At 49.0% G+C, this 21,375-nt stretch carries 16 protein-coding genes; 12 read left to right on the top strand and 4 right to left on the bottom strand.

Translation table 11 applies throughout. The features are described from left to right. The first annotated feature begins 43 nt into the window (after positions 1-43). From AC0YNS_RS17300 to AC0YNS_RS17285, 4 genes are all read left to right on the top strand, one after another. Positions 44-526, top strand: coding sequence for a double zinc ribbon domain-containing protein (locus tag AC0YNS_RS17300; protein ID WP_475782211.1), 483 nt, complete (start codon positions 44-46; stop codon positions 524-526). A 143-nt stretch (positions 527-669) separates the two neighbouring features. After that, a complete protein-coding gene (locus AC0YNS_RS17295; RefSeq protein WP_475782210.1) occupies positions 670-1,248 on the top strand; it encodes a class I SAM-dependent methyltransferase in 579 nt (192 codons plus the stop codon). A 105-nt stretch (positions 1,249-1,353) separates the two neighbouring features. Beyond that, positions 1,354-1,590, top strand: coding sequence for a KTSC domain-containing protein (locus AC0YNS_RS17290; protein ID WP_475782209.1), 237 nt, complete (start codon positions 1,354-1,356; stop codon positions 1,588-1,590). A 314-nt stretch (positions 1,591-1,904) separates the two neighbouring features. Next, positions 1,905-2,894 (top strand): C40 family peptidase, encoded by a 990-nt coding sequence (locus AC0YNS_RS17285; RefSeq protein WP_475782208.1) that lies wholly within the window; start codon positions 1,905-1,907, stop codon positions 2,892-2,894. Positions 2,895-2,969: 75 nt separating this feature from the next. On the opposite strand, the gene AC0YNS_RS17280 is transcribed toward AC0YNS_RS17285, so the two are convergent. Beyond that, on the bottom strand, positions 2,970-4,085 hold the full coding sequence (locus AC0YNS_RS17280) for an MGDG synthase family glycosyltransferase (protein ID WP_475782207.1): 1,116 nt from the start codon (positions 4,083-4,085) through the stop codon (positions 2,970-2,972). 185 nt (positions 4,086-4,270) lie between these two features. Between AC0YNS_RS17280 and kapB the strand changes: the two genes are divergently transcribed. From kapB to AC0YNS_RS17260, 4 genes are all read left to right on the top strand, one after another. After that, entirely contained in the window at positions 4,271-4,663 is a 393-nt protein-coding gene (gene kapB / locus AC0YNS_RS17275; protein WP_475782206.1) for a sporulation phosphorelay system protein KapB, read from the top strand. Positions 4,664-4,706: 43 nt separating this feature from the next. Beyond that, entirely contained in the window at positions 4,707-5,273 is a 567-nt protein-coding gene (gene pyrE / locus AC0YNS_RS17270; protein ID WP_475782205.1) for an orotate phosphoribosyltransferase, read from the top strand. A gap of 104 nt (positions 5,274-5,377) precedes the next feature. Further along, the gene (locus AC0YNS_RS17265) at positions 5,378-5,962 is read left to right on the top strand and encodes a TetR/AcrR family transcriptional regulator (protein WP_475782204.1); all 585 of its coding nucleotides are present in this window, start codon (positions 5,378-5,380) and stop codon (positions 5,960-5,962) included. 257 nt (positions 5,963-6,219) lie between these two features. Next, positions 6,220-8,241, top strand: a complete 2,022-nt coding sequence (locus AC0YNS_RS17260; RefSeq protein ID WP_475782203.1) for a YhgE/Pip family protein — start codon at positions 6,220-6,222, stop codon at positions 8,239-8,241. Positions 8,242-8,792: 551 nt separating this feature from the next. Here the strand turns inward: AC0YNS_RS17260 and AC0YNS_RS17255 are convergent. Both AC0YNS_RS17255 and AC0YNS_RS17250 read right to left on the bottom strand, forming a co-directional pair. Then, positions 8,793-8,996 carry a hypothetical protein gene (locus tag AC0YNS_RS17255; protein WP_475782202.1) on the bottom strand — a complete coding sequence of 68 codons (204 nt, stop codon included), beginning with the start codon at positions 8,994-8,996 and terminating at the stop codon, positions 8,793-8,795. Between the two features lie 243 nt (positions 8,997-9,239). Beyond that, positions 9,240-10,580 (bottom strand): SGNH/GDSL hydrolase family protein, encoded by a 1,341-nt coding sequence (locus tag AC0YNS_RS17250; protein ID WP_475782201.1) that lies wholly within the window; start codon positions 10,578-10,580, stop codon positions 9,240-9,242. Between the two features lie 321 nt (positions 10,581-10,901). Between AC0YNS_RS17250 and gltB the strand changes: the two genes are divergently transcribed. Together gltB and AC0YNS_RS17240 are read left to right on the top strand one after the other, a co-directional pair. Continuing rightward, positions 10,902-15,506: a glutamate synthase large subunit gene (gltB, locus tag AC0YNS_RS17245; protein ID WP_475782200.1), complete on the top strand. Its 4,605-nt coding sequence runs from the start codon at positions 10,902-10,904 to the stop codon at positions 15,504-15,506. A gap of 198 nt (positions 15,507-15,704) precedes the next feature. Then, entirely contained in the window at positions 15,705-18,536 is a 2,832-nt protein-coding gene (locus AC0YNS_RS17240; RefSeq protein ID WP_475782199.1) for a right-handed parallel beta-helix repeat-containing protein, read from the top strand. A gap of 541 nt (positions 18,537-19,077) precedes the next feature. Here the strand turns inward: AC0YNS_RS17240 and AC0YNS_RS17235 are convergent. Next, complete coding sequence (locus tag AC0YNS_RS17235; RefSeq protein ID WP_475782198.1) at positions 19,078-19,446, bottom strand: helix-turn-helix domain-containing protein; 369 nt, start codon at positions 19,444-19,446, stop codon at positions 19,078-19,080. 283 nt (positions 19,447-19,729) lie between these two features. Between AC0YNS_RS17235 and AC0YNS_RS17230 the strand changes: the two genes are divergently transcribed. Both AC0YNS_RS17230 and AC0YNS_RS17225 read left to right on the top strand, forming a co-directional pair. Further along, on the top strand, positions 19,730-20,479 hold the full coding sequence (locus AC0YNS_RS17230) for a YveK family protein (protein WP_475782197.1): 750 nt from the start codon (positions 19,730-19,732) through the stop codon (positions 20,477-20,479). Further along, positions 20,460-21,149: a CpsD/CapB family tyrosine-protein kinase gene (locus AC0YNS_RS17225; protein ID WP_475782196.1), complete on the top strand. Its 690-nt coding sequence runs from the start codon at positions 20,460-20,462 to the stop codon at positions 21,147-21,149. Before AC0YNS_RS17230 ends, AC0YNS_RS17225 begins: the two co-directional genes overlap by 20 nt. The last annotated feature ends 226 nt before the right edge of the window (positions 21,150-21,375 follow it).

Genomic DNA, 21,375 nt, shown 5'->3' with positions numbered 1-21,375 from the left:
AAAATGACAATAGTAGATGAATAGTTGAAGGAGTCGATCGTAAATGTCCTTTTTCGATAAAGTCAAACAAGGTGCATCGGAAGCGGCGAAGAAAGCACAGCAAACCGTTGAAATCACGAAACTGAAAGCGCAGATTTCCGGTAAAGAAAGAGAAATCGACAAAGTGTATGCAACAATCGGAGCAGCGGTTTACCGTGCGCATCAAGCGCATGACTTGGCTTCTGCCGAGCATGAAGTGTCAAATTGCTGCTTACAGGTAGATGAGCTGCATGTAGAAGTCGGTCAGCTTGAGGAGCGAATCAAGATGATCCGTTTCGAGAAAACTTGCAGCTGCGGCAAAGTCGTAGCGCTCGATACGAAGTTCTGCCCGGATTGCGGATCTGCACTGGGTGATGAATTGAAGAGTGAAACGACTGTCGGCGAAATTGTCGTCATCTGCAACACCTGCAAAACCGAGAACGAGCTGAATGCCAAGTTTTGCGTGTCCTGCGGCTCGGGCTTATCCGCTTCCGGTTCCGGATACTAGCACCTCAATCCTGTTACACAGCAGTCCCTATGCGCCTATTGGTGTACGGGGACTGTTTTTTTATTCTTGTACATGTGCCGTTACATTGCAAGGACATGCTCATAAACTAACAGAAGAGCTGTCAGGCGAAGGAGGTAGCAGAAGTGGCATACGAAACAACGGATCGAGATTTCAATGCAATGCTTCATCAGAAGCTTACGAATAGGGAGAGCTTGCTCGATATCGGGAGTGGGCCTTGTGTCCTGCTGGACACTTTTCCCTATGCACATATTGTCGCGCTTGAGATTCATCGGCCTTATCTGGTTAACCGGGCAACGAATGCCAGTCATATTATTCCCTTAAATGCGGATGCCAGGGAGATGAATAAGCTGTTTGTGCCAAAGTCGTTCTCAGCGGTGTCGTTCATCGATTCCATCGAGCATTTCACCAAGCATGATGCCCATTTGCTCCTGCAGAAGGCAGAAATGATTGCCAAGCACCATGTCATCATATATACGCCGCGAGGTTTCTTCCCGCAGCAGTATGTGGATCACTTCGGACTGAACGGGGAGAAATTCCAAACGCATCGCAGCGGCTGGGAGCCGGCAGAACTGGAGGATCTGGGTTATGAGGTCACCATTATGAAAGGCATGCATGATCAGCGAAATCCGGCTTTTGTTCACGCATTTGGCTTGGAGCATACGCCTATTGATGCACTGCTGGCCATTAAGTATTTGGGATAAATAATATTTTGTAAGGATATCGATTCACTATAGTGCTGTTATGGTTACAATTTGGATATATATAGTAATGTCCTTGCGATATCTTACACTTGGGAGGCGTTGGCTATGCTCGTACCCGTGGAATCCAAACAAATCGCATTCTGTTCGTATAATGAGGACGAGGCATCTTTGTATCTGTACTACCATACAGGGGATGTGGCTATTTTCTCGTCAATCGGGAAACTTGATTATCAGTCCGTCATCGATTCTCCTAACCGTTACGATACCCTCATGCTGGTGACCAAGAAAAGCCAAAGTGAATCAGAACTTCAAGCATTTTTTCCGGAATTGGAAAGGAATTAGCAGTACATTCGTAGGGGAACGATATTGGAATTATTTACATGATTGAAGAAGGCGTGGAAGAAACTAGTGCTTTAGGCTTTCGTATAGGACTGAAGCACTTCGGAGTGAAACATAGGAAATGCTTGGGTCCGCTTGAAGACATCTCTGATAAGGAGGTGTCTTTTTTGCGTCTGTAGGTTCGTGTGGTAGGGCTATTCGACTAGTGAGCAGGATGACAAATGAGACATGTGGACGATATATGCATCTTGCGTAGAACCGTACAATTGGCATTAGGGCAAAAAGCCTACAGCATGACCAACACAAGGAGGACCAAAATGAAAAAGTTTACAGCATCACTGCTTGTTCTGATTCTGACTACTTTGCTTGTCATGCCAGCAGTGATGGGCGCCTCACCGGCTCCAGCACCTGTCGTCGGAGAAATTCAGTCCAGCGTAAGTTTCCGCAGCGCACCGTCTACATCTTCAACCGTTTACAAATACTTGAAGGCTGGCGATAACGTTGTCATCTTGGAGCGAACGAACGCGAGCTGGTACAAAGTGCAAGACGTTCTCGGCACGATCGCTTATGTCTCTTCTTCCGATAAATATATTGAAATCATCTATAACGCATCGATCGTTTCATCCGTTTCGTTCCGTAAATCCGCTTCCACAGACGGCACGCGTCTACGCTATCTGAGCAAAGGTGAATCGGTCCTGATCACAGGTCAGCCAAACAGCGCATGGTTTGCTGTAACGGATTCCAATGGTGTTAAAGGTTATGTCAGCTCAAGTGAGCAGTACATATCGCTTGGTGCAAGCTTCTCTTTGCCTAGCGGCACGAAGCCTGGTTCAGGCACAGGCGGCGGAGGCACAACTCCGAGCGCACCGCAATTGATCGAGAACACAATTGCAGCCGGCATGAAATATTGGGGAACGCCATATGAGTTCGGCTCTGATCGTGATACGACTACAACATTCGATTGCTCCGACTTCGTACGCACGGCATTCCGCGAAGGAGCAAACCTGACGCTTCCTGCTGATTCGCGCAAGCAAGGCGATTACGTGAAAGCCAAAGGCGCAACGAAATCCGACTGGCGTTCACTGAAACGCGGCGACCTGATGTTCTTCATGGAGTACAAAGGCTCGAAAGCTTCCAACTATGCAGGCGTCAACAAAGCGACTGAAACCATCACACACGTAGGCATCTACCTTGGAAATGGCCAAATCCTACATACGTATTCTACAGAATCCGGCGGCGTTCGTATTAACGACATCGCAGGCGGACAATGGGAGAACCGCTTCTTGTTTGGCGGAAGCGTGCTTTAAAGTAAACTATCGAAACCGGATTGGCCTATGGCCTATCCGGTTTTTTTGTTCCAGTAAACCGAACAGAAAAAACCGTCACTGCAGAAACTGCAGGACGGCGCGGGAGCATTCCATCGGATTGTATTGTTGGTTGCGTTTGTTTATTAGATCAAGCCGGTGCTGTCCGGAGGTATAAGGCTCTTGAATAAGGGCGAACCATTTATCAATCGTTTCAGAAGAGATTAGCATCTCGCCAAAACCGCTCGCGACGAAGTATTCGCAGTTCACTTCTTCTTGTCCCGGAATCGGTTCGTAGAACAGCATCGGGATGCTTTTGCTCAAGCCTTCCGTACATGTCATGCCGCCGGGCTTCGTAATCAGCAGGTCAGAGACGTCCATCAGCTTGTTGATTTCTTTGGTGAATCCAAGCACCTTGATGTTTGAATGCTGGAAGCTCGGATCGGCCAGCATCCGCTCGCGTACTTTCTCGTTGTTGCCGACACAATAGATCAGCTGAATCTGATCACGCCAACGGGTCATGTAGCTGAGCAAATCATCGCTGTACATAATCCCCCAACCACCGCCCATAATAAGGACGGTTGGCAATGGTTTCAAATCAAACTGCGCCTGCAGCTCCGACTTGTCATGCGTTTGCCAGAAGTTCGGATGTACCGGAATGCCGGTAACCTCAATTCGCCCGGGTGAGATGCCGCGGTCGGTCAGCTTGGTCTTCACCTCATTGGTGGACACCAGATATTTGGTCACCTCGGAGCTTGTCCACGTGCCATGAGCATCATAATCGGTAATGAGCGTATAGAGTGGAACTTGCAGCCCAAGCCTCTTCAGCCGCGAAACGACTGCATTAGGTACCGGGTGCGTGCATACGATCAGATCCGGCTTCAATTGGGCGATCACCTGCGATGTATGTGTGTAGAAAATACGATGCAGCGCCAGCTGAGCGAATCGGTTTAGTGATTTTTTATATTGTCTGCGGTAAAGCTTTCCGAGCAGTTTCGGCTGTTTAGTCACTGTTTTGCGATATGCGGATACAATCAGCGGGCCGATGACCGGATTAAGAAAATTGCCCAGCTCAATGACGCGAGTCTGAATTGTAGAATCAAGTGAACGAAGACCTACCGCAAGCGCGTAAGCCGCCTGGGTATGCCCGGAACCGAACCCTTCGGAAAGGAGCAATACTCTTTTTTTTCGCACATTATCACCTGCTTCTTCTACCGGTTCAGGAATCCCTAAGAACTCTCTATCTCATATTACGCTGTTTTCCCTTTGAAGCACAAGATTGGAATTAAGACTTGCGTATGATTGCATCCTTATTCTATGCTAAAAATTAGGCGGTTCGCCGAAGCGGCGAATACGGACAAGAATGGAGTGGTTACAAAATGCAGCAAAATCAAAAGTTTATTCCGGAACAAGGTTCTATCGTAACGTTTACCTATAAATCAGGCGACTATGCAGGGGAAGTTATGGAAACAGGCGGACCGCGCGCATTGATTAAAGTACTGGCGGTATTGAAGCACCCGGAGCAGGGGGATTTGCACAATCCCTATAATCCCGATGTACCGATGTTCCATGAACGCAGAGCGCTTAGCTACACCGAGAAAACGAATGTACCTTACGGTGATATCAGCGGACTTTACCCAGGAGAAGTGCCATCGTACAAAGAGTCGCTTACACGAGCAGTTGCTGCTGAAATCGAGGCGATCGACCGTCTGAAGCGCTGGGCGGAGCGCGGTCTTGAGCAGCTGAGGCAGTTGGAGAAAGAGTATAAGTAAGGGTATGACGAGAGCAGCTTAGGCAGCCGGAGGGGGATACGGTATGAATAGAAATGATTTGGCACAAGGGATTTATAACAGCTCGCATTTGTCGGGGAGTTTTACGCTGCGTTCCGGTCAAGTTTCGGAGACGTATTTTGACAAATATTTATTTGAAGCGAACCCTCGCTTGCTTGGTGCGATTGCCTGTGAACTGGCCTTATGTATTCCTGTTGGCATAGATGTGCTTGCCGGACTTGAGATGGGCGGTATCCCGGTTGCGACGGCTCTATCGCTGGAAACGAATATCCCCGCGGCTTTCGTACGAAAGCAGGCGAAGAATTATGGGACATGCAAGCTTGCGGAAGGCGCGGAAGTGCGCGGCCAGAACGTATGCGTTGTGGAAGATGTCGTCACAACCGGCGGACAGATCCTGCTTAGTGTTGCAGAATTGCGCGCAGCCGGCGCTATTGTGGAAGACGTCATATGTGTCATCGAACGGAATCCGGATGGGCGCAAGAAGCTCGAGGAAGCCGGACTGAAGCTGCATGCTTTGTTTACGATAGAAGAGCTTGAGGCAGCGGGCAGTAATGTGGATGCTGCGCTTTCGGGTGAAGATTGGAGCGATTGAATAGAAGAGTCGTATCACGATTATGACCGAATGACCGTATTGCGTTTCTGGTCAGTCAGTGCTATTATGACCTATATCATGTTGAAGAAGGAGGCTGCAGCGCAATGGAACAGAAGAAACCGGTCGATCGCAGAATGCAAATTGTGGAGGCGGCGGGGAAATCGTTTGCCATGTTTGGTTATAAGGCGACAACGATGGAGCTGGTTTCCAAAATCGCTGCAGTCGGCAAGGGAACGATTTATACGTTTTTTGCAACGAAGGAAGACTTGTTTAATGAAATCATCGGGCAGCTGGCTGCCGAGCTTCGGAGCTTGGCGGAGCGCACGATTGACCGAAAGCGGAATTTCTTCGATAACTTAGCAGCTGTGCTGCACGAGCTGCTGCTGTTTCGCGAGAAGCATGAGCTCATCGTGAAATTGTCGCAGGAGATTCGCGATTTGGGTACGCCTATGGCGAAAGATGGCGTGGCGAGGCTTGAACAGGCCATTTACGCTTTTATCCAGCATGAGATTGAGCTTGCAATTGAGAAGAACGAGCTGCGCGATATTGATCCGGCGCTGACTGCTTTTGTGATCTTGAAGCTGTATGTTGCAATCGGCGTCGAGTGGAACCGAAGTCACCAGCTGTCGCGTGAAGAGCTTGCGGCTTATTTTACGAGTTTGCTGCGTGAAGGTGTAGGCGTGAAGTAAGGTAAGGCAAGTCTGTAACCAGCTGAGTGGCGGAGTAGGTTGGCTGAAACGTGCAGGCAGAGGTACGGATTCGGCGGTTGGTTGAGCAACGTGCAGGCAGAGGTACGGAGACGGCGGTTTGTTAAGAAAACGTGCAGGCAGAGGTACAAGGGCGTTGGCTAGTTGGAGAAGGTGGACTAGTCCTTTTTTTTGAAGTGAATTGACCGAAAAACCATATTGGTCATTTATTCATTATTTTTCATGGAGGGGAAAGCGCTATGCGAGGTTTATCATTGTTTGGCAAGGAGTTAAGCCGGATTGTCCGAAATCCCAAGCTCCTGATTCCGATTGTTGGGGTGTTGTTCATTCCGATTATGTACAGCGGGATGTTGATTGGGTCGTTTTGGGACCCGTATGGGAAGCTGAGTGAGCTGCCGGTGGCGGTCGTGAATGAGGATGCCGGCGCACAATTTGAAGGAAAACCGCTGGCTGTCGGACAGGATTTGGTGGAGGAATTGAAGGCGAATCCGGAATTTGATTGGGCTTTTGTGAGCCGCGCTGAAGCGGAGAAAGGCGTTCAGGACGGGGATTACTATTATGTCATTGAAATTCCGGCGTCCTTCTCCAAGCAAGCGACCACGCTGCTGGATGAGAAGCCGCAGCCTGCGGCTATCCGATATGTGTCCAACGATAGCGGCAATTACTTAGCAGCCAAAATCGGGCAAGCTGCCATCGAGAAGCTGCAAACCGAAATTTCGCAGCAGGTGACAAAAGCTTATGCGGAGGCGGTTTTTGCCAGCATTGGCGATGCATCCGACGGCATCGTACAAGCGAGCGAAGGTGCAGGCAAGCTGAGCGACGGCGCCTTAAATGCGGAGAACGGTGCCAAGCTGCTGCGCGATAATGTGGCGAAGCTGGCTTCCGGCACGGAGCAGCTCGCCGGAGGCGTTAAGGCGCTTGGGAGCGGCGCCGGTCAATTGGCGGCCGGCACGGCCGCAGTTCGTGACGGCTCGGCGGCGCTCGCAGCCGGGCTCGGCAAGCTCGAGGCTGCCGGCGCGAAGCTCGGCGGCGGAGCTAAGCAAGCAGCCGAGGCCGGTGCGAAGCTGGCCGATGGGCTTGCCTCGGCGGAGCAAGGCGGTGCGCAGCTCGCCGGCGCAGCCGCGAAGCTGTCGGCGGCGCTTGAAGCGTACGCCGCCGCAGCTTCGCCGGATGCAGCGCAGGATCCCGCGCTGCAGGAGCTCCTCGGCGCAGCCCGCGCGGTATCCGCGGGCGCAGCCGAGCTCTCTGGCGGCAGCGCGAAGCTTGCCGCCGGCGGCGCGCAGCTGCAGCAGGGCCAGCTGCAGCTGCAGCAAGGGCTTGCGGCGCTGCACGCGCAGCTCGCAGCCGCGCAGCAAGGCGGCGCCAAGCTAGCCGCCGGCGCCGAGAGCGCTGCGGTCGGCGCCGCGAAGCTGGCGGACGGCGCCGCCGCCGCAGGCCGCGGTGCGGCCGAGCTTGCCGGGGGCTCCGGCAAGCTGGCCAGCGGCTCCGCCGCACTTGCGAGCGGCGCGGAGCAGCTCGCAGGCGGCACGGCCGAGCTGTCGGGCAAGCTCGGCGATGCCGCGAAGCAAACCGGGGGCATCATCGGAACCGATGCCCTGTACGACATGTTCGCGAACCCTGTCCATGTCGATGAGCACAAGCTGACCGACGTGCCGAACTACGGTACGGGCTTCACTCCGTACTTCCTGTCACTCGGTCTGTTTGTAGGCGCCTTGCTCTCCACAATGGTAATCCCGATGCGCGAGACTGGACTGAAGCCGCGCTCCGGCTGGAGCTGGTTCGTCAGCAAAGTATTGCTCTTCATCGTTGTTGGTATCGTGCAAGCATTAATTGCAGATGCAATTCTGCTCTACGGAATCGGCCTCAAAGTGAACCATTTAGGCGCTTTCATAGGCATGTCGATGCTGGCAAGTGTCACTTTCATGATGATCGTACAGTTCCTTGTTACATTGCTCGATCAGCCGGGACGTTTTGTCGCCGTCATGCTGCTTATTCTGCAACTGACCGGCAGTGCCGGCACGTATCCATCTGAGCTTGTCCCATCGTGGCTGCAGCAAATCAGTGCATGGCTGCCGATGACATACACAATTAGCGCCTTCCGCGAAATCGTGACAGGAAACGAGCTCATAACTGTCGGCAGCAAAGCGCTGCACACAGCAAGCTTTGCAGTCGTGTTCGCAGTACTATCCCTACTCGTCTTCCTCATGCTTCATCGTAGAACAAAACGCGATACAACAACAGAACTCGCAACAACAGTGTAGCTCCCAGCGCAACACTTACCCGCGGAATTTAGTCAGAGAATAGCATCCAGAGCTACTCTTTGACGAATCCCCGCGAAAATAACGAAAGAGTAGCTCCCAGAGCTACTCTTCGATCAGCTAACAATGGTTTTAGTTCAAGAGTAGTTCTCAGAGCAACACATCAATATATAACAGCGGAATTTTGCCAAAGAGTAGCTCCTAGAGCCACACATTGGCGGAACCCCCGCGGAATTAACGAAAGAGTAGCTCCCAGAGCTACTCTTTCGTCATATATCGGTTGAATTAAGCTCAAGCAACTAAATTTGATTTCATTCAATTTTAGTCATTAGAAGTCAATGTGTTTCTAGTATTTGGAAGTGATCAATCGCAATGAGAGGTACCCGTTACCGCACATTCACTAAAATAATGTTTATTAACTCAAAGAGAGGTATCGGCTACCCTACATGAAGGAAAAAACGGCAAATTTGACATATGAGCGGTACGGGATACTCTACAAGGTTTGCAAAAAGTTCACCAGTAGACCCACATCGAGCGTGTCCCCCTTATTTTACTCAAAAGAAGCCCACTCGCTTTATCCTCAAGAAGCCCACCAGCAGGTCCACATGAAGCAACTCCATCGGTTTTAGCCACAAGAAGCCCACCAGCAGGTCTACATGGAGCAAATCCATCGGTTTTAGCCTCAAGAAGCCCACCAGGAGGTCTACATAGAGCAAATCCATCGGTTTCAGCCCCAAGAAGCCCACCAGCAAGTCCACATTAGAGCAACTCCATCGGTTTTAGCCTCAAATCGATTATAGCCCAAAGAAGCTCACCAGCAGATCCACATCGAGCCAATCCTCATGTATCTACTATAATCAAGCCCACCAACTGAGCTACTTCGAACCAATCCCCGACACGCCACTCGCGCCACGCTCCTCAAACCGCCTCCCCCGGCCACAAACAACAAAAAAAGCATGAACTCACCAACCCGGTGAATTCATGCCCTCTTCATAACATCTCTAAGACTGGATAAACACAGTCGCAATCGGTTTGCGATAAACGACCTGATAGCCAAGACCCTTGGACAATGCCGCGAGCGGCAGGTAGGTCACCGAGCTGCCGCCGGACTGCTGCAGGTATGCAGGTGTCTCAAGAGGAACGGTTTGACCGTTTACTTTCATCGTATCGGCGCCAATGGTGAAGGCAACGACCTTGTCCCCGGACTTAATGGTAGCCGTACGCGTTGGGCCATCCCAAGCAAGTGTTGCGTTTAATGCTTTTGTGACATCTCGCATGGGGAGGAACGTCGTGTTATTTTTCAAAACAGGCTTATTGACGCTATTCAATGCTTTCCCGTTTACGACAACACTTAGCGGCGTTCCCGCATCCAGCACTTCAGGGTCGCGATAGTCGCCCCAGATACATTTGGCAAACACTCTTCCCATCACGTCGTAACCCGATTGCTTCGGATGAATATCACCTCTGAGGATGGAGGTGTAGCTGAGCTCTTTACCGCGGAACGGCGTCGACACATCGACGGTTCGCACATCGAAGCCTTCTTGCGTCAGCTTAGCGGCAATCGCCTCGGTTTGTGTTTTCAGCTTAGCCACGCCATCGGTTAATACCGCATATTGTTCTTGTGTAATGGTTTGATTAATCGTGGAAGGCTTCGGCGCAGGGAGGTACTGGTCGGCAAACACAACCGTAGCTTTCGGGTTCAATTTGAGAATCGTGCGCAGCGATGCTTCTAATGAAGGATAATAACTAGCCAATAAGGCATCTAACCGAGTTTGCAGCGCGGAAGCACTGATTTCTTCATCATTTAAAATGTCATTGAAAATCGGTGTAAAATCATTCCCGCCGATCGTGAGCACGATTAAATTCGCTTTCTTCAGATCCTCGCCAAGCTGTGCGCTCTTCGCGACGGTTGCTTCAGCCAGTGGATAAGTCGATAAATTCGCTTGCAACTGATCTGCCGTTATACGTGTTCCCGCCGCCGCCGCTTCCAGTAGTTTTTGCAAACCGGGCGATTTCAAACCAAGAATACCGTAATTCTGCAGCTCAGCACGGCCGTGATACAGCGCCTGCTCGTACAGTCGATCGACATAGCCGTAAGGAACGGAGCTTTCCGACATGCCCAGCTCGTAACCAAGTGTCAAAGAATCGCCAACTCCAACAATTCGAAGCGGTTGGTTATCATCAGCCTTCGGAGCGGTGATTGCTGAAACAGCCATAATAGGCGTTGATAATGAAGCTGCAGCAGAAGCCCAAGCTCCGCTGCTTCCAACTGCACCAACTAACAAAGCAGCCGCCGTGAACGTGATTGTCCACTTGGGCAATTTCCTGAATTTGCTATACATATTCACCACATCCTTTTGCATAATTATGCGTTTTATTTGATGGTATCAATTTTCAGTTATTTTTTTGAATTGCTGCTGTGTCGTGGTAAAGAACACTTATCACAATCATAAAAATATTAAATTGATATCGTAATGCACTGGTGTTAAAATAATATAATAACTTTTTTCAAGGGATGTATTATTGGAACGCAACCTTTTCATTAACCTGCGTGTACACCTTCATTTTAAGCGATATCGCTTTCGAAATGAAGCCGGATTCCATGAATAAGAATCCATTCCATCCGTTTATTTAAAAATTTCTCATAGAAAGGTTGCATCCAAGTGAAAGAGAACCGTTTAGGATTGCCGCCGAAGCAAGGTCTATACGATCCGCAATTTGAGAAAGACGCCTGCGGAATGGGCTTTGTGGCTAACATCAAGGGAATTAAATCACACACAATTATTCAGCAGGCGCTGACGGTGCTCGAGAACATGGAGCATCGCGGCGGTCAGGGCAGCGAGCCTAACACAGGAGACGGAGCAGGGATTCTACTACAAATCCCGCATGGCTTCTTCTCTCGTGAACTCAGAGAGCTCGGTGTCGAACTGCCTGCAAGCGGCGAATATGCCGTAGGTATGCTGTTCCTGTCGCAAGACGAGAACATTCGCGTGAAGCATGAGCGTGAGCTCGAAGCGATCATCCGTGAGGAAGGCCAGACGCTGCTTGGCTGGCGTACCGTTCCTACGAATGATGAGAAGCTGGGCCACTCGGCGAAATCGGTTAAACCGTATGTTCGTCAAGTGTTCATTGGCCGTAGCGCCGAGCTTCAAGATGAGCTTGCTTTCGAACGCAAGATTTATGTCATTCGCAAGCGCGCGGAAATCGCTATTCGCTATTCCGGCGCAGAAGGCGCAGACAGCTTCTATTTCTCCAGCATGTCCAGCAAGAAAATCGTGTACAAAGGGATGCTCACGACAGAGCAGGTTCGCTCGTTCTATGTTGAGCTTAACGACGAAGCGATGGAAACAGCTATCGCGCTTGTTCACTCCCGTTTCTCCACGAACACATTCCCGAGCTGGGAGCGCGCGCATCCATACCGTTATCTTATTCATAACGGCGAGATCAACACGCTTCGCGGTAATGTGAACTGGATGCATGCTCGTCAAACGATGGTCGCTTCGGAGCTGTTCGGCGACGATTTGGACAAAATCAAACCGATTATCAATCCGGACGGATCTGATACGGCGATGTTCGACAACACGCTTGAATTCCTTTACCTATCCGGTCGCTCTTTGCCGCATGCGGCGATGATGATGGTTCCGGAGCCTTGGTCCAACCACGAAGGCATGAGTGATGAGAAGAAAGCCTTCTACGAATACCACAGCTGTTTGATGGAGCCGTGGGACGGACCTGCAGCAATGGCATTCACGGATGGCACGCAAATCGGAGCCATTCTTGACCGTAACGGTCTTCGTCCTGCCCGTTATTATGTAACGAAGGATGACGTTATCATTCTCGGCTCCGAAGCCGGTACAGTTCCAATCGATCCTGAGAATATCCTTTATAAAGACCGTCTTCGTCCAGGTCGTATGCTGCTTGTCGATACCAAAGAAGGCCGCATCGTATCCGATGAAGAGGTTAAAGCTCAAATCGCAGAGGAGAACCCGTACCGCGAGTGGCTTGATGAGCATCTTATCGGTCTTGATGAGCTTCCTGATGCTCCTGAACTTCCGGAACCGGATCATGAAACCGTTGAGAATCGTCAACAAGCATTTGGCTATACGTTCGAAGATTTGCGTAAAGTGCTTGAGCCTATGGCAGGCAGCGGCGTAGAGCCAATCGCTTCCATGGGTTATGATGCGCCGCTTGCGATTCTGTCCGAGCGTCCGCAGCGTTTGTTCAACTATTTTAAACAAATGTTCGCACAAGTTACGAATCCGCCAATCGACGCGATTCGCGAAGAAATTATTACAGCTACAGGCACAACGCTGGGTCCAGAGCGCAATCTGCTCCTTGCCGAGCCTGAAAGCTGCCGTCATATTAAATTAGCTTCTCCTGTATTATCGAACGAGGAGTTCGCGAAGCTGCGCCATGTGCGCCGTCCGGGGTTCAAATCCATTACGCTGCCTACGCTGTTTAATGCAGCAGAAGGCGAAGCAGGCTTGCGTTTTGCGATTAAGCAAATGTGCGAAGCGGCTGATCGCGTAATTGGCAAAGGCCATAATATTCTTATTCTGTCTGACCGCGGTGTAGACCGTGAGAATGCGGCGATCCCGTCGCTGCTCGCTGTATCGTCACTGCATCACCATTTGATTCGCGAAGGTACGCGTACGAGAGTCAGCATTTTGCTGGAATCCGGCGAGCCGCGCGAAGTACACCATTTTGCATTGCTGCTCGGTTATGGCGTTAGCGCCGTGAATCCATACCTTGCATTCGAAACGCTCGACGATATGATTCGTCAAGGGCTGCTCAGAGGCGTAACGCACGAGAAAGCTGTGAAAAACTTCATTAAAGCAGCTACGAAAGGCGTCGTTAAGATTCTATCCAAAATGGGTATCTCCACGATCCAATCGTACCGCGGCGCACAAATTTTTGAAGCTGTCGGCTTGAAGGAAGAGCTCGTTGATGAGTACTTCACTTGGACGACTACACGTATTGGCGGTATCGGTCTCGACGTTATCGCAGAAGAGACGCTGAAGCATCATAACCGTGCTTTCGCAGAGCAAGAAGGCCGTGTGAAGGAGCTTGACTCCGGCGGCGAATATCAATGGCGTAAAGACGGCGAAGACCACTTGTTCAGTCCGCAGACGATTCATACGCTGCAAATGGCTTCCCGTTCGAATGACTATAAGCTTTACAAGAAATTCTCCGCGCTTGTTCAAGGCGAAGACAAGAAACATCTGACACTGCGTTCGTTGCTTGATTTCAACTACGATGCAGCACCGGTTTCGATTGATGAAGTTGAATCCGTTGAATCCATCGTGAAACGCTTCAAAACCGGTGCGATGTCCTATGGTTCGATCAGTAAAGAAGCGCATGAAGCACTTGCTATTGCGATGAACCGCATCGGTGGCCGATCCAATACAGGTGAAGGCGGCGAAGATCCGGCACGTTATATTCCGGATGCTAACGGCGATTCCCGCCGCAGTGCGATCAAGCAAGTGGCTTCCGGACGTTTCGGCGTAACGAGCAACTACTTAATTAATGCCGACGAAATACAAATTAAGATGGCGCAAGGCGCGAAGCCGGGTGAAGGCGGCCAGCTTCCTGGACGTAAGGTTTATCCATGGGTTGCTGAAGTTCGTGGTTCCACACCTGGCGTAGGACTAATCTCCCCGCCTCCGCATCACGATATCTATTCCATTGAGGACTTGGCTGAGCTTATCCATGATTTGAAGAACGCCAACCCTCGTGCACGTATCAACGTGAAGCTTGTATCCGAAGCAGGCGTAGGAACAATCGCTGCCGGCGTTGCCAAAGGCCGCGCAGATGTTATCCTTGTCAGCGGCTACGATGGCGGAACAGGCGCTTCGCCGCTGGCATCGATCCGTCATGCCGGTATGCCGTGGGAGCTTGGACTTGCTGAGACGCACCAAACGCTGATGATCAACAACCTGCGTGACCGCGTAGTCGTTGAGACAGACGGCAAAATCATGAACGGCCGCGACCTTGCCATTGCAGCACTTCTTGGCGCCGAAGAATACGGCTTCTCGACTGCACCGCTTGTTGTTCTAGGCTGCATCATGATGCGTGTCTGCCAATTGGATACTTGTCCGGTTGGTGTTGCTACGCAAAACCCTGAGCTTCGTGCGAAGTTCATGGGCGACCCAAGCCATGTAGCGAACTACATGTTGTTCGTTGCACAAGAGCTGCGCGAGATTATGGCAGAGCTTGGCTTCCGTACGATTCAAGAAATGGTCGGCCGCGTAGATCGTTTGCAAACGAAGGATCTTATCGAGCACTATAAGCTCAAAGGCATCGACCTTAGACCGCTTCTGCACCAGATGGAAGTTCCGCAGGATGCGGCACGCTACTGCACGCAGGAGCAGGATCATAAACTGCACGAATCACTGGATATGCAGCAATTGCTGCCGCTCGCATTGCCTGCGATCGAAACCGGTGAGCAAGTTCGCGCAACATTGCCGATCACGAACATCAACCGCGTAGTTGGTACGATCGTAGGTAGTGAAGTGACTCGCAAGTACGGCGCGAAAGGATTGCCTGAAGATACGATTTCGTTCCACTTTGTCGGCTCTGCCGGTCAAAGCTTCGGCGCATTCGTACCGAAAGGGATCACGCTTTCCTTGGAAGGCGACTCCAATGACTATGTCGGTAAAGGACTTTCCGGCGGTAAAGTGATTGTAGCTCCATCCAAGAAAGCAACATTTAAGGCAGAAGAGAATGTCATTATCGGCAACACGGCTTTCTACGGCGCGACTAACGGTGAAGCTTATATCCGCGGTATCGCGGGCGAGCGTTTCGCAGTTCGTAACTCCGGCGTGAAGGTAGTCGTTGAAGGTGTTGGCGACCACGGCTGTGAGTATATGACAGGCGGCCGCGTCGTTATTCTCGGAGGCACAGGCCGTAACTTCGCAGCCGGTATGTCCGGCGGTGTCGCTTATGTCCTCGATGAAGCAGGCGATTTCTATAAACACTGCAACATCGAAATGGTTCTTCTGGAGCGCGTAGAGGATCCACGTGATTCCGAGGAGCTGGAAGACATGATCAAGCGCCATGTGGAGTACACGGGCAGTGCGATCGGCGATCGTCTACTCTCCGATTGGGAGACGTCCAAGACGAAATTTATCAAAATCATCCCGAAAGATTACAAGCGGATGCTGGAGCAAATCGAGAAGATGGAACAAACCGGCCTTGCCGGCGACGAAGCCCTTCTTGCCGCATTTGAAGCCAACATGAAAGAGCTTGCTCGTGTAGGCGGTAACTAACACTTCTAAACTAAGACCGATGACGGGATATCCCGTTATCGGTCTTTTTGTGCGTTTAGGCAGCGACCCTCGATTAACGGGTGTAATGCCGTTGTACAAGTTGGACACAAGTCCGTCAATCGCTCAGAACAGATGCTCTCATTCTCGCATATGATACGTTGATAGTTTTATTCAAATCTAATAGAGGAGGTAGATAAAATGGGAGTAACTCAAATCTATGCGGGCCCTACACTTCCGGATGAAGGATTGCAGCAATTTGATGTTTTTATGGACGGTGTCATGCCAACCTATCTGCAATCGCTTATTGCAGCGAATAAGGACGTAGATTTGTTGATGGTTGCAATGGAACAATTCTCAGATGTCTATGTAGCAGCTGGAACGCCGGGAACACCTGAGAATGCCGCTTATTTACGACTTTCAAACAATGTTGCTCCGCCAAGTGAGGACGGGGACATGCTGAAATCGGTCTATGATGTGAATAAGGACGGTATTGTTGACCAAGCGGCTAAGCTGCAGGTGGCCAGAACAATTTCATTAACGGGTGATGTGACAGGGAGTGCAGCTTTTGACGGATCTGCGAACACATCCATCCAATCGACCATCCCAATTGCGACACCAAATGCGAAGGGACTATTCAGTGCCGCAGATAAAACAAAGCTCGATGGGGTAGCTGCCGGAGCAACCAATTACACGCATCCTGCAACGCATCCTGCAACAATGATTACCGAAGATACGGGACATCGCTTCGTTACGGACACGGAAAAAGTTGCCTGGAATACCGTTAAAGGGGATATGATGCGCTCTGTTTATGATACGGATAATGACGGTGTCGTTGATCAAGCAGAGAAGCTGCAAACGGCAAGAACGATCGCAATTAACGGTGATGTAACAGGTACGACGAACTTCGACGGTTCCACTAATGTTACGATCAACGCGGCTATACCTACTGCAACACCAAACGTTAAGGGATTATTCAGTGCCGCAGATAAAACAAAGCTGGATGGAGTTGCAAGCGGGGCGAACAACTATACCCATCCTGCCACTCATCCTGCAACGATGATTACCGAAGATACGGGACATCGCTTCGTTTCGGATACGGAGAAAGCAGCATGGAATACCGTGAATGGCGATATGATGCGCTCCGTTTATGATACGGATAATGACGGTATCGTCGATCAAGCAGAGAAACTGCAAACGGCAAGGACGATCGCTATAAACGGAGATGTAACAGGTACGACTACCTTTGACGGTTCCACTAATGTCACGATCAACGCGGCTATACCTACCGTTACACCAAATACGAAAGGGCTCATGCCCGCATCGGATAAATCAAAATTAGACGGCGTTGCGGTCGGAGCAAATAACTATACCCATCCGGTCACGCATCCGGCGACGATGATAACAGAAGATACCACGCACCGATTTGTTACTGATGCTGAGAAAACGGCTTGGTCCAATTCTTCATCAGATGGAGGCATGCGCGGGAATGTACTCAACTACGGTGCCAAGGGCGATGGCACAACTGATGATACCGCTGCTTTTCAAGCGTGTTTGGACGCAAACAATTTCGCTTATATTCCGACAGGCGTGTATAAGATAAAGACAGTCTACGTGAACAGAGGCGCTACCGTTCGCGGCGAAGGCTTCAATACCGTTATCCAGCCTTATACAGGCGCTACAGGATCTTTGTTTTCCATCAAAGGCGACTATGTCACCTTCGAGAAATTTTACATTCATGGTTTAGGAGTGAATATTCACGGTTTCGCGGACTTTGACGGAGCTCGTACCGATTGGTATGAAAGGTACCATTTTAACGATCTTGTTACTTATAATATAGGTGGTAATACGTTTCATTTAACAGGGCGCGGACTCGATTATATCTTTGATACGTGTTTTATTGATAATTCAGGCGGGTATGGGCTATATGGTCGCAATTTATCGGATAGTCTGATGACCAATTGTAATATCGGCAGCTCGGGAAAAGCAGGTGTTTCAATTGACGGAGGCAATTTCCGCTTTGTTGGAACAAAAATTTATATGAATGGCCGAAACGCGCCGGGATATGCAGGCTTAGAGGCAAGCAATACGCTGGGCGTAAACTTATCGGGCTGTGAAATTCAGCAGAATGTTTATGACGGCATCTTGTTTACTAACGTTGTCGGCTCTTCTATTATGGCGACTGTACTCGACAGTAACAATAAAGTCGGTCTAACCGGCTCATATGCACAATTAAGACTAATCAATTCATCCTTTAATAAAATTGATGCGACAATGATCGATGGACGATTTACAAGTTTTGATCCTCCATATAATACCCCGGGGCTCAACGGTATTGTGCAGGATGATAAATGCTGCTACAACAAATTCGACATTAATTACTACCCATACGAGCTTGTTTACTCCAATAAAGCAAAACATGTCACAACGCCCTTCACGGCGACAGTTAACGACATTTCTTCTATATTCAAGGTAAATAATATGGACTATTTTAACTTCCCTTCTACTCCTGTCGCTGTTGGAACGAATGCCATAATTGGAACCGGTGCGAATCAGGGCAGCAGTGCAAATTTTGTCATCTCTTCCTCATCCGTGAATGGCGGTACGCAGATAAACCTTACGCAAACGGCAAACAAGACAATAGCAGCCAGTGGTGAGTATTATTTCAATAGAGTCGCGCTCTCGATGGCAGGGTTTACAGGGGCTAACAGTCCTTCGGGGAAAAGCAGGGTGTTCATTGCCTATGAGTCAAAAGTGCTCGAAACGGTTCCGGGTGGACTCAGTGTGTTTATCAACATTTCCGAATCCAGCACAGCACATCCAACGCCTGTTACAACGGGCCAAGTGCGTATCATCAATTTGAACAAGAACTCACAATGGATGCCGATTGCCGCGTATAAACCTCTAAGCTATTCAAGAGAGGCGGGCTTCGTCGTCAATCTGGAAATCAATATTAGTTGCAATCAGACTACAACGTTAGCGGCTGCTGATATCGTAGCATCCGTTCGCAACATTCAGGTTGGATTTTATTAGATAGTTGGAATAAAAAGGAAAAACGAACACTTCATTGCAGACCACTTTTCTCAAAGAGTGGTCTATTTTTTGTTTGTAAACGAATGTTAACAATTCTATCATTTGATAGTAAAATATACCGATAATCGACAAAAAAAGATTTTAAATGTGAGAAAGGTCCCACAACCTTCGACATCCTTTTTGGATGAGGTTGGATATAATTAGTGAAGACAAGTAGAACGAGATGTAGAGAGATATATAATACGGGCGAGGTTCATGTAATTGGATTAACAAGAGTTGCAGCTAAGTTCGAGTGGAAGGCGTTAGATTCATTATAAATAGAGGGAGTCGGAGCCGAGGTATGAGAAAAATTGAAGATCAAAGCAAAGAAGGGCAATCATCGAAGGAAACGATTGAGTTGGATGTACTCACTATTATGGAGCAGCTTGGAATAGATCTTTCTAGATGGCCCTCAGACTTACCTCCACTACATAGAAATAAATAAGCGGACAATAAAAACCATAGTCGATACGGACTATGGTTTTACTATGTAATGGAAGCACTATTTCATATTTCTCTCTGCTCGAACGAAAGCGACGAAACGTCGTGTTTCTTCCGGTGATAATTTCTTCCCATCAATAGCCAGTGCAAGTCTGCTTAGCAAATCTTCTTCGGAGAGCTCCAGTTGGTCAACAAATTCTCGAATAGGCTCGTCCAACGTGATATGAGGGACATTCGTTCTTCCGACAAGATAGTCGACAGAAACTTTGAATAAATCGGCAAACTTAGATAGTGTTTCCGTATCCGGTTCGCGGCGGTTTTTCTCATAATGGGATAAGGCTGCGCGTGAGATTCCAAGTAATCCCGCTGTCTGTTCTTGTGTCCAACCCCGATCGTCCCTCAGTTTGGCAATACGGTCACCAATATTCATATTTCTCCTCCTAACAGGCTATAACTCCATATTAATACGAAACGCTTACAAATGCATTCATTGCTACGAAATGTCACAATGTAGCTAAAAGCATGAAAAAACTATTGACATGCTACGTTCCGTATCGTAAAGTAAATCATGAAAAGAGATACAATATGTATCACTCACAACTGGTATTATTCATTACCCAGAGAAGCACCGATTATACCTGCTGACTTTCACAATACTCCAATTTTTTCTTTATAAAGTGGTATTTCTAATTCAATTAACTGGAGGTATTTAAGTGGAACTGAAGGATTATTTGAAAATCATTCGCAAGAGGCTCCTTCTTATCTCGGCAATCGTAATGGTGACTTGCGTGTTAATCGGGGTTAAGACATACCTATACACAGATCTGGTATATCAAGCTACTGCGAAACTGATTGTGAGTCAATCCTTTGAAGTTGGCGGCACAAGAACAATAGACTGGGATGTCATTCAATCTAATATCAGGCTTATAAGCTCCTATAAAGAAATTATCAATTCGTCAGCGATCTTGAACAAAGTAGTGAGTAACTATCCGGATTTAAAAGCTTCGCCCGGCGAGCTGAGCTCCTTGTTAGAAGTTAGCGCCGCGAGTGATTCGCAGGTAATGAATATAAACGCAACAGATATTTCATATGAACGAGCAGCCCATATCGTGAATGCCGTTGCTACCGTCTTCAAGAATGAAATCCCGTCCATTATGAAGGTGGATAACGTTACCATCTTGTCAGAAGCGAATCCGAGCTCGGATGGCTCTTCGATTAATAAAAGCCCTATATTCTATATCGCCTTGAGCTTTATCGTATCTCTAATGCTGGCTATCGGCTTTGTCTTCTTACTCGATTACTTGGATGACACGATCAAGAGTGAAGATGATGTTCTCCAATCGCTCGAGCTTCCGGTACTGTCACATATTACGAAAATCAATAAATCGGATTTGAATCCCCGAAAGACGCGTGTATCCGAAAAAAAAGTAGGTGAAGGCACATATGTCACAGCAAGACAATAAACAGCGTCATCTTATTTCGGCAATTAATCCCATGTCTCCAATCTCTGAAGCGTATCGCACTTTGCGTACGAATATTCAATTCTCCGCCATTGATCAGCCTATGAAAGTGCTAATGGTTGCTTCTGCAAGTGAAGGAGAGGGCAAGACAACTACGGTCACGAATCTAGCCGTGACTTACGCACAAGAAGGGAAGAAAGTGCTTCTCATTGATACGGATCTGCGAAGACCTACGTTACATCATGTATTTCAACTAACGAATCGATCGGGGCTAACCAGTGCCATTCTGAATCAGCAGGTACTTGCGGATGTGATTAGGGAAACGAGTGTAGAAAATCTCTTTGTCCTCACTTCCGGACCTATTCCGCCTAATCCTTCTGAAATATTGGGATCACAGCGTATGCAAACACTGATTGATGAGCTGAAGGGCATGTTCGATGTCATTCTCTTTGATACGCCTCCTGTTCTTCCGGTGGCTGACAGCCTTATTGTTACATCCTATTGCGACGGAATCATCCTTGTCGTTCATGCAGGCAAGGTGAAGAAGGAGCTTCTAAAGAAAGCGAAAGCCAGCTTGGAGCATGCAAAATCCCGCATATTAGGTGTCGTTCTCAATAATAATGAACGCTCTAAGCATGACGGACAATATTACTACTATTACGGCAGAAAATAATAGATGGCAGCAAGTGAACATTCCTTGGGTGATGTCTACTGGACCTGTATCACACGTAGGCACTCGATCATGCTGTGGGCTGGCTTGCCAGCCTTAGACGTTCATCGTCAAGGGTGTGATGTGAGGCAGGGTTTAATGCCCTCTAATACTGCGGCCATAAACGGCTAAAAAAACGAGCTATGTTTTTAATGCAAATAAAGGTATAGCTGGTTTTTTTAACAGCAGC

It is taken from the genome of Paenibacillus sp. J22FR21 (genome assembly GCF_056269135.1).
This window is presented reverse-complemented; position numbering and strand designations above follow the sequence as displayed.

Excerpts from the sequence above, each read along its gene's own strand:
- AC0YNS_RS17250 (WP_475782201.1), bottom strand. The coding sequence starts at position 10,580 with ATGTATAGCAAATTCAGGAAATTGCCCAAGTGGACAATCACGTTCACG.
- AC0YNS_RS17235 (WP_475782198.1), bottom strand. The coding sequence starts at position 19,446 with ATGAATATTGGTGACCGTATTGCCAAACTGAGGGACGATCGGGGTTGG.
- AC0YNS_RS17260 (WP_475782203.1), top strand. The coding sequence starts at position 6,220 with ATGCGAGGTTTATCATTGTTTGGCAAGGAGTTAAGCCGGATTGTCCGA.
- AC0YNS_RS17240 (WP_475782199.1), top strand. The coding sequence starts at position 15,705 with ATGGGAGTAACTCAAATCTATGCGGGCCCTACACTTCCGGATGAAGGA.
- AC0YNS_RS17225 (WP_475782196.1), top strand. The coding sequence starts at position 20,460 with ATGTCACAGCAAGACAATAAACAGCGTCATCTTATTTCGGCAATTAAT.
- AC0YNS_RS17290 (WP_475782209.1), top strand. The coding sequence starts at position 1,354 with ATGCTCGTACCCGTGGAATCCAAACAAATCGCATTCTGTTCGTATAAT.
- AC0YNS_RS17265 (WP_475782204.1), top strand. The coding sequence starts at position 5,378 with ATGGAACAGAAGAAACCGGTCGATCGCAGAATGCAAATTGTGGAGGCG.
- pyrE (WP_475782205.1), top strand. The coding sequence starts at position 4,707 with ATGAATAGAAATGATTTGGCACAAGGGATTTATAACAGCTCGCATTTG.
- AC0YNS_RS17285 (WP_475782208.1), top strand. The coding sequence starts at position 1,905 with ATGAAAAAGTTTACAGCATCACTGCTTGTTCTGATTCTGACTACTTTG.
- kapB (WP_475782206.1), top strand. The coding sequence starts at position 4,271 with ATGCAGCAAAATCAAAAGTTTATTCCGGAACAAGGTTCTATCGTAACG.
- AC0YNS_RS17300 (WP_475782211.1), top strand. The coding sequence starts at position 44 with ATGTCCTTTTTCGATAAAGTCAAACAAGGTGCATCGGAAGCGGCGAAG.